This is a genomic window from Enterobacter sp. V87_3, from assembly GCF_029967835.1.
In the GTDB taxonomy this organism is placed as follows: domain Bacteria; phylum Pseudomonadota; class Gammaproteobacteria; order Enterobacterales; family Enterobacteriaceae; genus Enterobacter; species Enterobacter cancerogenus.
This window is the reverse complement of the sequence record NZ_JASCAM010000011.1, coordinates 108,696-122,034: the sequence shown is the minus strand read 5'-3', so window position 1 is coordinate 122,034 and position 13,339 is coordinate 108,696. Positions and strand designations below refer to the sequence as shown.

Here is a 13,339-nt window from a genome sequence, read left to right as displayed (position 1 = left end):
CTGCTTTAAACAGTAAAACCCAGCATCATCCCTGTATCTTCATGTTCCAGCAGATGACAGTGCGCCATATAGGCAAACTCCTTCGGCGCGTCGTGGTCGAACTTCACCAGCACCTCACTTACGCCCCCTTCTACCTTCACCGTATCTTTCCAGCCTGAACGATGCGCGGCAGGCGCGTTGCCGTTTTCAGAGAGAATGCGGAACTGCGTGCCGTGGATGTGGAACGGGTGCAGCATCATGTCGCCTTCGCCAGAAATCACCCAGCGCTCAAACTGCCCTTTTGTGGCGGCAAACATCGGCGTGTTCATGTCGAAGGCTTTGCCGTTGATCTTGTTAGCATTGTGGAAATCAAAACCGTGGCCGCCATGATCCATCCCGCCCATCTTGCCGTGGTCCATATTCATGTGGCCCATCATCTGCCCGTGGTGCATGCCCGCCATCGCCTGCTCACCGTATTTCTCCATTAACGCCTGCATGCCCATCATGTCGAGCATGGGGTCCATCGAAAGCTGTAGCTTACGCAGCGTAAGCCCCTCAAGGGCTGGCACAGCAGGCAGCGTGGTTAAGGTCTCCGGCAGTATGCCCGAGGCGGTAATTTGCAGCGGCTGAATGCGCAGCACCGGATGAGGTTTATCAAACGGCGCAACGGCCATCCCCATCTGGCTGACCGGCAGGGTTACGAGGTCAAACGCTTTACCGTCGCTGATATCCACCAGCACCTCGAAGCGCTCGCCCATCAGCATTGGCAGCTCGCTTACCTTAACCGGCTCTGGCAGCAGGCCGCCGTCGCTCGCCACCACATACAGCGGACGCTTGTCGCTGGCGGCAAAGTTGAGAGAACGGGCGTTACACCCGTTGAGCAGGCGTAAACGCAACCAGCCTTTCGGCGCGGCGTGCTGCGGGTAAATCGCGCCGTTGATCAGCAGCGTATCGCCAAACCAGCCTACGGCCGCGGTCATGACGTCCAGCTGATAATCAATCTGCCCGTCTGCGGTAAATTTCTTGTCCTGCACGATCACCGGCACATCGTCGATGCCCCACTGTTTTGGCAGACGCAGCAGGCGGCTTTCGTCATCGTCAATCAGCACCAGCCCCGCCAGCCCCATCGCGACCTGGTGGCCGGTTTTGCCGTGCTGATGCGGGTGGAACCAGCAGGTCGCGGCGCGCTGGTCCGGGGTAAAGGTAACGCTACGTTTGCCACCCGCTTTTATAACGCCCTGCGGCCCGCCGTCGACCTCGCCGGGCACTTCCAGCCCGTGCCAGTGCACGGTGGTCTCTTGCGTCAGCGTGTTGTGGATATCAACGGTTACGGCCTTGCCTTTGCGCAACTGCAGCGCGGGGCCGAGCAGATTGCCGTTGTAGCCCCACGTGGTTGCAGTGTGTTTGCCAAAGGTTGTTTTACCCGCCTGGACGACGAGCTGAATACGGCCGCGGGCATCAGCGGTCAGTAAATCCGGGATCGGCAGTGCAGGCCTGTCGGCGGCAAACACCGCCCGGCTCCAGAGCGGTAAAGCGCTGGCAGCACCCAGCGCAACTGAATATTTTAAAAAATCACGACGTTGCATGTTCATTTCCTTATTTCCAGCAGGCGATCTTTTGAGCATAAACCCTCCCCTTACCGGAAGGTCAAGCACAGCGGCGATAATAAAGATCGTCGGCCTGGCACCAAGTATGCTAACGTTAATTTTCCGTGACGCAGTGGTAGAAGCAATGAAGACGTTTTTCAGAACAATTCTGTTCGGTGGCCTGATGGCGATGTGTGCAAACAGTTATGCGCTGAGTGAAAATGAAGCAGAAGATATGGCCGATCTGACGGCTGTTTTTGTGTTTCTGAAAAACGATTGTGGTTACCAGAATTTACCCAACGGGCAAATTCGTCGCGCACTGGTCTTTTTTGCCCAGCAGAACCAATGGGATCTCAGCAACTACGACAGCTTCGACATGAAAGCGCTCGGTGAAGACAGCTACCGCGATTTAAGCGGCATTGGCATTCCTACGGCCAAAAAATGCAAAGCACTGGCACGCGATTCACTCAGCCTGCTCGCCTACGTGAAGTAACCTTCCCGACGCACCTTGTTGACTCTGGCCGCGCACGCGCGGTGTTGTGTTGCGCCCATTCCGCTGGAAGTAATGGATGTTAACGAAGAAGGTGACACCCCATGACCGAAAAAACGGTTTGGCAAGAAACGCTGCATGACCAGTTTGGTCAGTATTTTGCCGTTGATAACGTGCTTTATCATGAGAAAACCGATCATCAGGATTTGATAATCTTCGAGAACGCCGCCTTTGGCCGCGTGATGGCGCTGGACGGAGTGGTGCAAACCACCGAGCGCGACGAGTTTATCTATCACGAGATGATGACCCACGTTCCCCTGCTGGCGCACGGCCACGCAAAACACGTGCTGATTATCGGCGGCGGCGACGGTGCCATGCTGCGCGAAGTGTCCCGCCATCAGACTGTCGAAACCATCACCATGGTGGAAATCGACGCAGGCGTCGTCTCTTTCTGCCGCCAGTATCTGCCTAACCACAACGCCGGGAGCTACGACGACCCGCGCTTCAATCTGGTTATCGACGACGGCGTCAATTTTGTTAACCAGACCACGCAAACGTTTGATGTGATCATTTCAGACTGCACCGACCCGATCGGCCCGGGCGCATCGCTGTTTACCTCATCCTTCTACGAAGGCTGCAAGCGCTGCCTGAAACCGGGCGGCATTTTTGTGGCTCAAAACGGCGTCTGCTTCCTGCAGCAGGATGAAGCCCTCGACAGCCATCGCAAGCTGAGCACGTATTTCAATGACGTGAGCTTCTATCAGGCTGCCATCCCGACCTACTACGGCGGGATCATGACCTTTGCCTGGGCGACGGATAACGAAGCGCTGCGCCATCTCTCCACCGAAATTATTCAGGCCCGTTTCCATCAGACCCATCTTCAGTGCCGTTACTACAATCCGGCGATCCATACCGCAGCCTTTGCCTTGCCACAGTATCTGCAAGACGCGCTGTCCTCTAAGGGGGTGAACTAATTGAAAAAGCTTAAACTGCATGGCTTTAACAACCTGACCAAAAGCCTGAGTTTTTGTATTTACGATATCTGCTACGCCAAGACGGCAGAAGAGCGCGATGGTTATATCGCCTATATCGATGAACTCTATAACGCCAACCGCCTGACGGAAATTTTGTCGGAAACCTGCTCAATCATCGGCGCCAACATCCTGAACATCGCCCGTCAGGATTACGAGCCGCAGGGCGCAAGCGTCACCATTCTGGTCAGCGAAGAGCCGGTTGACCCTCAGCTTATCGACAAAACCGAGCACCCCGGCCCGCTGCCGGAAGTGGTCGTCGCGCATTTAGACAAGAGCCATATCTGCGTTCACACCTATCCGGAGAGCCACCCGGAAGGCGGGCTGTGTACCTTCCGTGCCGATATCGAGGTGTCGACCTGCGGCGTAATCTCCCCGCTGAACGCGCTGAACTATTTAATCCACCAGCTGGAATCCGATATCGTGACCGTTGATTACCGCGTGCGCGGCTTTACCCGTGATATCAACGGTATGAAGCACTTTATCGATCATGAAATTAACTCCATTCAGAACTTCATGTCCGAGGATATGAAAGCGCTGTATGACATGATGGACGTCAACGTCTATCAGGAGAATATCTTCCACACCAAGATGTTGCTTAAGGAGTTCGACCTTAAGCACTACATGTTCCACACCAAACCGGAAGATTTAAGCGAAGACGAGCGCAAGGCCATTACCGACCTGCTCTGGAAAGAGATGCGCGAAATCTACTACGGCCGCAACATTCCAGCCGTGTAGGTATTGCCGGGGCAGGGATGCTCCACCGTTATTTCTGTTTCATGAACTCGCGATACGCGGCAACTACCTGCAAAAAGTCCTCAACGCCGCACAGCGACAGGCTCTCTTCGTCGTAGTAGTTCATCCCCTCTTCCATCTCATCGCCCGAGAACTCAAGCTGGTTGGCGCGCACCATCACCTCTTCGCCATCCATCCACAGGGTGTATTCATGCCCACCGCGTTGCCAGGAGCGCTCGCTGCCTTTGACCGTGTTCGCGGCCTGTTCCACTTCATCCAGCAGCGCGAGGTTGTCTTTAACCTCTTCATTAAACCAGTGCCCTACGGCTTCGTGGCCCATCGACATACGCACCTTCACCACGCCGGTGATGTCGCGCAGAAATTCGTAATCCATAGCGTTTTCCTCTGCAAAGCCATTAGGGTAATTATCGCAGCGTAGAGGAAGAAAAAAAGCGGGAGAGGCGGGAGGAATGAAAATAAAAAAGTGAGAGCCAGACCCTGCGGCCTGATGCCCTCACCCGTCCCTCTCCCACGGGAGAGGGTGCAAACACTAAAAACCGTCTCGCGGAGACGGTTTTGCTGTTTATACTGCCGTCTGGAAGATAACCCCGTCCGCCTTCTCGGTGTACTGAGAAAGCTGGTCGAAGTTCAGATAGCGATAGGTATCCACCGCCGTCTTATCAACCTGAGCAACAAAGGTCTGGTACTCTTCCGGCGTTGGCAGCTTGCCAATCAGCGCCGCAACCGCCGCCAGCTCCGCAGAGGCCAGGAAGACGTTAGCCCCCGTACCTAAACGGTTAGGGAAGTTACGGGTAGAGGTAGAGACCACCGTCGCACCGTCCGCCACGCGCGCCTGGTTACCCATGCACAGGGAACAGCCAGGGATTTCAATACGCGCGCCGCTCTTACCAAACACGCTGTAGTAGCCCTCTTCGGTCAGCTGTGCCGCGTCCATACGGGTTGGCGGTGCCACCCACAGACGCGTCGGCAGCTGGCCTTTGTGAGTATCCAGCAGCTTGCCCGCTGCGCGGAAGTGGCCGATGTTGGTCATGCACGAGCCGATAAACACTTCGTCGATCTTCTCGCCCTGCACCTCGGACAGCGGACGAGCGTCGTCCGGATCGTTTGGCGCACACAGGATTGGCTCTTTGATATCCGCCAGATCGATGTCGATCACTGCCGCATACTCTGCGTCAGCGTCGGCTTCCAGCAGCTGCGGATCGGCCAGCCATTTTTCCATGCCCTGAATACGACGCTCCAGCGTACGACGGTCGCCGTAGCCTTCAGCAATCATCCACTTCAGCAGCACGATGTTCGACGTCAGGTACTCTTCAATTGGCGCTTTGTTCAGCTTGATGGTACAGCCCGCGGCGGAACGCTCGGCGGAGGCATCGGTCAGCTCGAAAGCCTGCTCCACTTTCAGATCCGGCAGCCCTTCAATCTCGAGGATGCGGCCAGAGAAGATGTTTTTCTTGCCCTTCTTCTCTACGGTCAGCAGGCCCTGCTTAATGGCATACAGCGGGATAGCGTGAACCAGGTCGCGCAGGGTGATACCCGGCTGCATTTTGCCTTTGAAGCGCACCAGCACGGACTCCGGCATATCCAGCGGCATTACGCCGGTCGCTGCGGCAAACGCCACCAGACCTGACCCGGCCGGGAAGGAGATACCGATTGGGAAACGGGTATGGGAGTCACCACCGGTACCGACGGTATCCGGCAGCAGCATGCGGTTCAGCCAGGAGTGGATCACGCCGTCGCCCGGACGCAGGGAAACGCCGCCACGGTTCATGATGAAGTCCGGCAGCGTGTGGTGCGTGGTGACGTCAACCGGCTTCGGATAGGCCGCGGTGTGGCAGAAGGACTGCATCACCAGATCGGAAGAGAAGCCCAGGCACGCCAGGTCTTTCAGTTCGTCACGCGTCATTGGGCCGGTGGTATCCTGAGACCCCACAGAGGTCATCTTAGGTTCGCAGTAAGCGCCCGGACGGACACCCGCTACGCCGCAGGCGCGGCCAACCATTTTCTGCGCCAGGGAGTAGCCGCGGCTGCTTTCCGCCACGTCTTTCGCCTGACGGAACACGTCTGAGTGCGGCAGACCGAGCGCTTCACGCGCTTTGGTGGTCAGGCCACGGCCAATAATCAGCGGAATACGGCCACCGGCGCGGACTTCGTCGATCAGCACGTCGGTTTTCAGCGTGAAGCTTGCCAGCAGTTCGTTGGTTTCGTGGTTACGCACTTCACCCTTGAACGGGTAAACGTCAATCACGTCGCCCATGTTCAGGTTAGAAACATCCACTTCGATCGGCAGCGCGCCCGCATCTTCCATGGTGTTAAAGAAGATAGGCGCAATTTTGCCACCGAGGCACAGGCCGCCGCCGCGTTTGTTCGGCACATGAGGGATATCATCGCCCATGAACCACAGCACGGAGTTGGTTGCAGATTTACGCGAAGAGCCGGTACCCACAACGTCACCGACGTAGGCCAGCGGGAAACCTTTTTGCTGCAGGGCCTCGATCTGTTTGATCGGGCCAACGCTGCCAGGCTGATCCGGCTCGATGCCTTCGCGGGCGTTTTTCAGCATCGCCAGCGCGTGCAGAGGGATATCCGGGCGAGACCACGCGTCCGGTGCCGGGGAGAGGTCATCGGTGTTAGTTTCACCGGTCACTTTGAAGACGGTAACCGTGATTTTTTCGGCCAGGGCAGGACGGTTCAGGAACCATTCGGCATCGGCCCAGGACTGCATCACCTGCTTCGCGTAGACGTTACCCGCTTTGGCTTTCTCTTCCACATCGTAGAAGTTATCGAACATCAGCAGCGTTGAAGAGAGCGCTTTGGCAGCAATCGGTGCCAGCTTTTCGTTGTCCAGCGCGTCAATCAGCGGATGAATGTTATAGCCGCCCTGCATGGTGCCGAGCAGTTCAATCGCTTTTTCAGGAGTAACCAGTGGGGAGGTCGCTTCGCCTTTGGCAACGGCGGCAAGGAATCCGGCTTTTACGTAGGCAGCTTCATCTACGCCAGGCGGTACACGGTTGATCAGCAGATCTAAAAGGAATTCTTCTTCGCCCGCAGGCGGGTTCTTCAGCAGCTCGACGAGCGCGGCCATTTGGGTTGCATCTAAAGGTTTGGGTACAATTCCCTCGGCGGCACGTTCTGCTACGTGCTTACGGTATTCTTCTAGCACGACGGTTCTCCTCGCTCTCATTGTCATATGCGGCCGGCGTTCTCTTCACGCTCCTGTGAGACAGCAGTTTGTAGGGTAAATGCCCGATACCGCGTCGGGCAGCATAGCAGGATTTCTGCACAGTGTTAATCTGTTTACAAAAAAGCAACATTAAATACTTTGCTGAATCGTTAAGAATGGTATAGCGGGCAGACGAGGCCAATTTGAGGGACAAAAAAACCGCCTGAAAGCGGTGAGTTTGTTGCCTTGCGGTGGCTGGCAGGTTTGCGGCAGGTGCATGTACAGAATTGTGTAATAAATACTCACACTCTTTATCCGGACCTTCTGGTGAATTCCCAACAATCGTCAAAACTGTAAAAGACGGGTGAATAATACTCGCGGCAATTGCAACGCCTGAGGGCATTGCGCTGGTCTCGTCGGAGTCACTATATGAAGTTGCCCTTTAAGCCACATCTGCTTGTTCTTCTGTGCAGTACCGGGTTATTCGCCGCCTCTGGCGTGATGTTTGTTAAAAGCCGCGCGACAGAAACGCCGGTCTCCCCTGCGCCTGTCGCGCAACAACCCGTCATCCCAACTGCTCAGCCCGCGCCGGTCGTCGCCCCTACTTATACTGCGGCTCAAATCGATCAGTGGACGGCGCCCATTGCGCTCTACCCCGATGCGCTGCTTTCGCAAATCCTGATGGCCTCAACCTACCCTTCAAACGTCATCCAGGCCGCGCAGTGGTCGCAGGACAATCCAAAGCTGCAGGGCGACGCAGCGATCCAGGCCGTCTCCGGCCAGCCGTGGGATGCCAGCGTAAAATCGCTGGTTGCCTTCCCACAGCTGATGACGCTGATGGGCGGTAACCCGGAGTGGGTGCAAAATTTAGGGAATGCATTTCTGGCTCAGCCGAAGGACGTCATGGACTCCGTGCAGCGTCTTCGCGCGCTGGCGCAGCAAACCGGCGCGCTGCAATCGACTCCTCAGCAGACGGTGACCACGGTTAAAAAAGCCACACCCGCCAAAAGTACCACCGCAACGGTCGCCGCCGCGCCTGCAAGCGAGACGGTGATAAAGATTGAGCCCGCCGATCCGCAGGTAGTGTATGTCCCCACCTATAACCCAACGGCCGTTTACGGCACCTGGCCAAACGCCAGCTATCCGCCGGTTTATCTCCCCCCGTCTCCCGGCGAGCAGTTCACCAACAGCTTTGTAAAAGGGTTCGGCTATAGCCTCGGCGTGGCTACTACCTATGCGCTGTTCAGCAATATCGACTGGGACGATGACGACGATCACCACCACCACGATGATGATTATTATCGCCATGACGGATACTCGCATAACGGCGATAACATCAATATCAACGTCAATAATTTCAATAAAATAACCGGCGAGCACCGCACGGATAACAATATGGTGTGGCAGCACAACCCGGCGTATCGCAACGGGGTGCCCTATACCAACAGCCAGCTTGCCAGCCGGTTCCATCCGACGTCGACCCCCACCGGGTTGAGCGCGACGCAGCATCAGCCGGTTAACCGTGACATTCAGCGTCAGGCGGCATTGGCGCAGGTGCAAAAATCGACCGGGAAATCGCTGTCGCAACTGCAGCATCCCGTCACCCGAAACGTGCAGCATCCCGCCTCCACCCAGCAGCTAAGGCAGATCACACAGCGCAATAACTACCGGGGCTACGACGGGATAAAACCGCACGCGCAGCAGCCAAATACCCACGCCCTTCAGGATCGCCTGCAGACCGAGCGACGCGCGCAAAGCCAGCATCCTCAGCGTTATGCCAACGCCCTGAGCGGCAACGACAGCCGTTCTCCGAGCTGGCAGGCGCAGCAGCAGCGCGGGTTACAAAGCCGTCAGCGAGCGTCGCTGAGCGATGAACAACGTGCCAGCCTCAGACAACAGGCGTCTGAACGCCACGCCGAACACCGAGAATTCCGCCACCGTTAAGGACATCATGATGAAAAGACAACTGATTGGCGGCGCACTGTTGCTTATGGTATCCACCTTCGCCCTGGCCCAGCAGAATTTCACGACGCCGGGACAGGCAACGGACGCCCTGACAAAAGCCATCAGCGAGCAAAACGAGGAGGCACTCAACAGCCTGCTCGGCGATAACTGGCGTGATTATCTGCCGCCTGAGGGCGTTGACCCTGAAGCCGTGGCGCGTTTTTTACGCGACTGGAAGATAAGCCATCACGTCGCCATTAACGGCAATACCGCCCATCTCTACGTTGGGGAAAACGGCTGGCAGCTGCCTATACCCGTCGTGAAAAAATCCGACGGCTGGCAGTTTGATATGCAAAAAGCCGCCGACGAGATCCAGACGCGTGAAATCGGGCGCAACGAGCTTGCGGCAATTGAAGCCTTACACGGCTATGTGGACGCGCAGCAGAGCTATTTTGCGCTGAATCAGCATTACGCCGAAAAAATCGTCAGCGCTGAAGGAAAAAAAGATGGTCTGTACTGGCCCGTCTCACCGGGCGAAGCGCCCAGCCCGCTCGGACCGGCATTTAGCCCGCAAGAGCCTGGCGCCGGTTATCACGGCTATCGTTTCCGGATCCTGCCCGATAAAGAGGGCTTTGCCATGATCGCCTGGCCGGTGCGTTACGGTCAGACGGGCGTGATGAGCTTTATGATTAATCAGGACGACAGGGTTTATCAGGCCGATCTCGGCAGTGCGTCCGGCCAAAAAGCAGAGGATGTAACCTCCTTCCACCTGGATAAAAGCTGGGAAGCCGTCGCGCCATAAATCCTTCGCGTGGCGCGCTGGTTCAGCACGGCAAAAGCAAAAAAAACGCCTCCGAAGAGGCGTTTATCAGCAATAAAGAAACTTATTTCTTCTTCGCTTTGGCGTTTGGCAAGTCGGTGATGCTACCTTCAAACACTTCTGCAGCCAGGCCCACAGACTCGTGCAGAGTCGGGTGCGCGTGGATGGTCAGCGCGATGTCTTCAGCGTCACAGCCCATTTCGATCGCCAGGCCGATTTCGCCCAGCAGCTCGCCGCCGTTGGTCCCGACAATCGCACCACCGATAACACGGTGAGATTCTTTGTCGAAGATAAGCTTGGTCATACCGTCTGCGCAGTCAGAGGCGATAGCACGGCCAGAAGCAGCCCACGGGAAGGTGGCGGTTTCGTAGCTGATGCCTTTCTCTTTCGCTTCTTTCTCGGTCAGACCCACCCAGGCAACTTCTGGCTCGGTGTAGGCGATAGATGGGATCACTTTCGGATCGAAGTAGTGCTTCATGCCCGCGATAACTTCAGCGGCAACGTGACCTTCGTGAACACCTTTGTGTGCCAGCATTGGCTGACCAACGATATCGCCGATAGCAAAGATGTGCGGCACGTTGGTGCGCAGCTGCTTGTCAACGCGGATGAAGCCACGGTCGTCCACTTCCACGCCGGCTTTGCCTGCGTCGAGGTTTTTACCGTTCGGCACACGGCCGATAGCCACCAGCACGGCGTCGTAACGCTGTGGTTCTGCAGGGGCTTTTTTGCCTTCCATGGAAACGTAAATACCGTCTTCTTTCGCTTCAACGGCAGTTACTTTGGTTTCCAGCATCAGGTTGAACTTCTTGCTGATGCGCTTGGTGAAGACTTTAACGATGTCTTTGTCAGCAGCCGGGATAACCTGGTCGAACATTTCAACCACGTCAATGTCTGAACCCAGCGCGTGGTACACGGTACCCATTTCCAGACCGATGATACCGCCACCCATTACCAGCAGACGCTTAGGAACGGTTTTCAGCTCCAGCGCATCGGTGGAATCCCATACGCGTGGGTCTTCATGTGGAATGAACGGCAGTTCGATCGGACGGGAACCCGCCGCGATGATCGCGTTGTCGAAGTTGATCACGGTTTTGCCGTTTTCACCTTCCACTTCCAGGGTGTTCGCCCCGGTGAATTTACCCAGACCGTTAACCACTTTCACTTTACGGCCTTTGGCCATACCTGCCAGACCGCCGGTCAGCTGAGTGATAACTTTCTCTTTCCAGGTACGAATTTTGTCGATATCGGTTTTCGGCTCGCCGAAGACGATACCGTGTTCAGCCAGCGCTTTGGCTTCTTCGATAACTTTCGCTACGTGCAGCAGCGCTTTAGAAGGGATACAGCCGACGTTCAGACAAACACCGCCGAGGGTGTTGTAACGTTCTACGATGACGGTTTCCAGACCTAAATCCGCGGCGCGGAATGCTGCGGAATAACCTGCCGGGCCTGCCCCAAGTACTACGACCTGAGTTTTGATTTCTGTGCTCATCATGACCTCTTAATTTATACCCGTCGTCCACCGGGTCGTTCTATCCGCCCGTATTTTACAAAATTGTTAACAATTTTGAAACAACAAACGGCTCATGAATTCTCGCTTTCGCCAGTAACCTCACTGACATCACAAGGTTACCAGAAAAAAGCCGGCCGTCTGGCCGGCTTTTCGATTACATCACCAGGCGGCGAATGTCGCTCAGGGTGTTGTTGATGATGGTGATGAAACGCGCACCATCTGCACCGTCGATGACGCGGTGGTCGAAGGAGAGAGAGATTGGCATCATCAGACGCGGCACAAACTCTTTACCATTCCACACCGGCTCCATCGCGGACTTGGACACACCGAGGATGGCCACTTCCGGCGCGTTTACAATCGGTGCGAAGTGGGTCGTACCCAGGCCGCCGATGCTGGAGATAGTGAAGCAGCCGCCCTGCATTTCGCCGGCAGTCAGCTTACCATCGCGCGCTTTTTTGGAGATGGTGGTCAGTTCACGGGACAGCTCGGTAATGCTCTTCTTGTTCACGTCTTTGAAGACCGGAACAACCAGACCATTTGGCGTATCAACCGCAACACCGATGTTGATGTATTTCTTCAGCGTCAGCTTCTGGCCGTCTTCGGACAGGGAGCTGTTGAAGCGTGGCATCTGTTCCAGCGCCGCCGCAACCGCTTTCATGATGAAGACCACTGGGGTGAATTTCACGTCCAGTTTACGCTTCTCAGCTTCGGCGTTCTGCTGTTTACGGAACGCTTCCAGATCGGTGATATCGGTCTTATCGAAGTGCGTAACGTGCGGGATCATCACCCAGTTACGGCTCAGGTTAGCACCAGAGATTTTCTGAATACGGCCCAGTTCCACTTCTTCGATTTCGCCGAACTTGCTGAAGTCCACTTTTGGCCATGGCAGCATGCCCGGGATACCGCCGCCAGCGGCTGCAGCAGGTGCCGCTTCAGCGCGTTTCACCGCGTCTTTCACGTAGGTCTGAACGTCTTCACGCAGGATACGACCTTTACGACCGGTCCCTTTCACTTTCGCCAGGTTCACACCGAACTCGCGCGCCAGGCGACGAATCAGCGGTGTTGCGTGGACGTAAGCGTCGTTTTCAGCGAACTCGGATTTGCCTTCCGCTTTTGCAGCAGGGGCAGCAGCAGGTTTAGCAGCCTGAGCCGGTGCAGCAGCCGGAGCTGGAGCAGCCGCGGCAGCCGGAGCGGCCGCAGGCGCAGCGCCTTCTACTTCAAAGACCATGATCAGAGAACCGGTAGACACTTTGTCGCCGGTGCTGATTTTGATCTCTTTAACGGTACCGGCGAACGGTGCAGGAACTTCCATGGAAGCCTTGTCGCCTTCAACGGTGATCAGTGACTGTTCAGCGGCAACTTTGTCGCCCACTTTCACCATCACTTCGGTCACTTCAACTTCGTCACCGCCGATGTCCGGTACGTTAACGTCTTTCGCACCGCCAGCCGCTGCTGGTGCAGCCGCCTGGGCCGGAGCCGCTTCGGCTTTCGCCGGAGCCGCCGCGCCTTCAGCGCCAGCCACTTCAAAGACCATGATCAGGGAGCCGGTAGACACTTTGTCACCGGTGTTGATTTTGATCTCTTTAACGGTACCTGCGAACGGCGCAGGGACTTCCATAGAGGCTTTGTCGCCTTCTACGGTGATCAGGGACTGTTCAGCCGTAACGGTATCGCCCACTTTCACCAGGATTTCAGTGACTTCAACTTCGTCACCGCCGATGTCAGGCACGTTAACGTCTTTCGCTGCCGCAGCAGCAGGTGCTGCAGCCGGAGCGGCTTCTTTCTTCTCTTCTGCCTTAGCAGGTGCAGCATCAGCTGCACCGTCGGCGGAATCGAAAATCATGATCAGTTTGCCCGTCTCGGTTTTATCGCCAACAGAGACTTTGATCTCTTTAACGATGCCAGCCTGAGGAGACGGCACTTCCATAGAGGCTTTGTCGCCCTCTACGGTGATCAGCGACTGTTCAGCTTCAACTTTGTCGCCCACTTTGACCAGGATCTCGGTGATTTCAACTTCATCAGCCCCGATGTCCGGTACATTGATTTCGATAGCCATTATTCTT

At 56.1% G+C, this 13,339-nt stretch carries 10 protein-coding genes; 5 read left to right on the top strand and 5 right to left on the bottom strand.

All coding sequences use genetic code 11. The annotated features are described in order from the left end of the window. Positions 1–5 precede the first annotated feature (5 nt). Positions 6–1,565, bottom strand: coding sequence for a multicopper oxidase CueO (cueO, locus tag QLG21_RS03755; protein WP_282483902.1), 1,560 nt, complete (start codon positions 1,563–1,565; stop codon positions 6–8). 145 nt (positions 1,566–1,710) lie between these two features. Between cueO and QLG21_RS03750 the strand changes: the two genes are divergently transcribed. The 3 genes from QLG21_RS03750 to speD all read left to right on the top strand — a co-directional run bounded on the left by QLG21_RS03750 (position 1,711) and on the right by speD (position 3,824). Next, the gene (locus QLG21_RS03750) at positions 1,711–2,058 is read left to right on the top strand and encodes a YacC family pilotin-like protein (protein WP_042320459.1); all 348 of its coding nucleotides are present in this window, start codon (positions 1,711–1,713) and stop codon (positions 2,056–2,058) included. A gap of 101 nt (positions 2,059–2,159) precedes the next feature. After that, positions 2,160–3,029, top strand: a complete 870-nt coding sequence (gene speE / locus QLG21_RS03745; protein WP_282483901.1) for a polyamine aminopropyltransferase — start codon at positions 2,160–2,162, stop codon at positions 3,027–3,029. Next, the gene (gene speD, locus QLG21_RS03740) at positions 3,030–3,824 is read left to right on the top strand and encodes an adenosylmethionine decarboxylase (protein WP_006173795.1); all 795 of its coding nucleotides are present in this window, start codon (positions 3,030–3,032) and stop codon (positions 3,822–3,824) included. A 28-nt stretch (positions 3,825–3,852) separates the two neighbouring features. Here speD and yacL read toward each other — a convergent pair whose 3' ends face one another. Together yacL and acnB are read right to left on the bottom strand one after the other, a co-directional pair. Beyond that, positions 3,853–4,215, bottom strand: coding sequence for a protein YacL (gene yacL, locus QLG21_RS03735; RefSeq protein ID WP_006173797.1), 363 nt, complete (start codon positions 4,213–4,215; stop codon positions 3,853–3,855). Between the two features lie 189 nt (positions 4,216–4,404). After that, positions 4,405–7,002: a bifunctional aconitate hydratase 2/2-methylisocitrate dehydratase gene (gene acnB, locus QLG21_RS03730; protein WP_042319239.1), complete on the bottom strand. Its 2,598-nt coding sequence runs from the start codon at positions 7,000–7,002 to the stop codon at positions 4,405–4,407. 429 nt (positions 7,003–7,431) lie between these two features. Between acnB and QLG21_RS03725 the strand changes: the two genes are divergently transcribed. Then, on the top strand, positions 7,432–8,946 hold the full coding sequence (locus QLG21_RS03725; protein WP_282483900.1) for a DUF3300 domain-containing protein: 1,515 nt from the start codon (positions 7,432–7,434) through the stop codon (positions 8,944–8,946). A gap of 10 nt (positions 8,947–8,956) precedes the next feature. Beyond that, the gene (locus QLG21_RS03720; RefSeq protein WP_282483933.1) at positions 8,957–9,748 is read left to right on the top strand and encodes a DUF2950 family protein; all 792 of its coding nucleotides are present in this window, start codon (positions 8,957–8,959) and stop codon (positions 9,746–9,748) included. Positions 9,749–9,830: 82 nt separating this feature from the next. On the opposite strand, the gene lpdA is transcribed toward QLG21_RS03720, so the two are convergent. Both lpdA and aceF read right to left on the bottom strand, forming a co-directional pair. Next, the gene (gene lpdA / locus QLG21_RS03715; protein WP_042319244.1) at positions 9,831–11,255 is read right to left on the bottom strand and encodes a dihydrolipoyl dehydrogenase; all 1,425 of its coding nucleotides are present in this window, start codon (positions 11,253–11,255) and stop codon (positions 9,831–9,833) included. A 175-nt stretch (positions 11,256–11,430) separates the two neighbouring features. Further along, on the bottom strand, positions 11,431–13,332 hold the full coding sequence (gene aceF / locus QLG21_RS03710; RefSeq protein ID WP_006173803.1) for a pyruvate dehydrogenase complex dihydrolipoyllysine-residue acetyltransferase: 1,902 nt from the start codon (positions 13,330–13,332) through the stop codon (positions 11,431–11,433). Between the last annotated feature and the right edge of the window lie 7 nt (positions 13,333–13,339).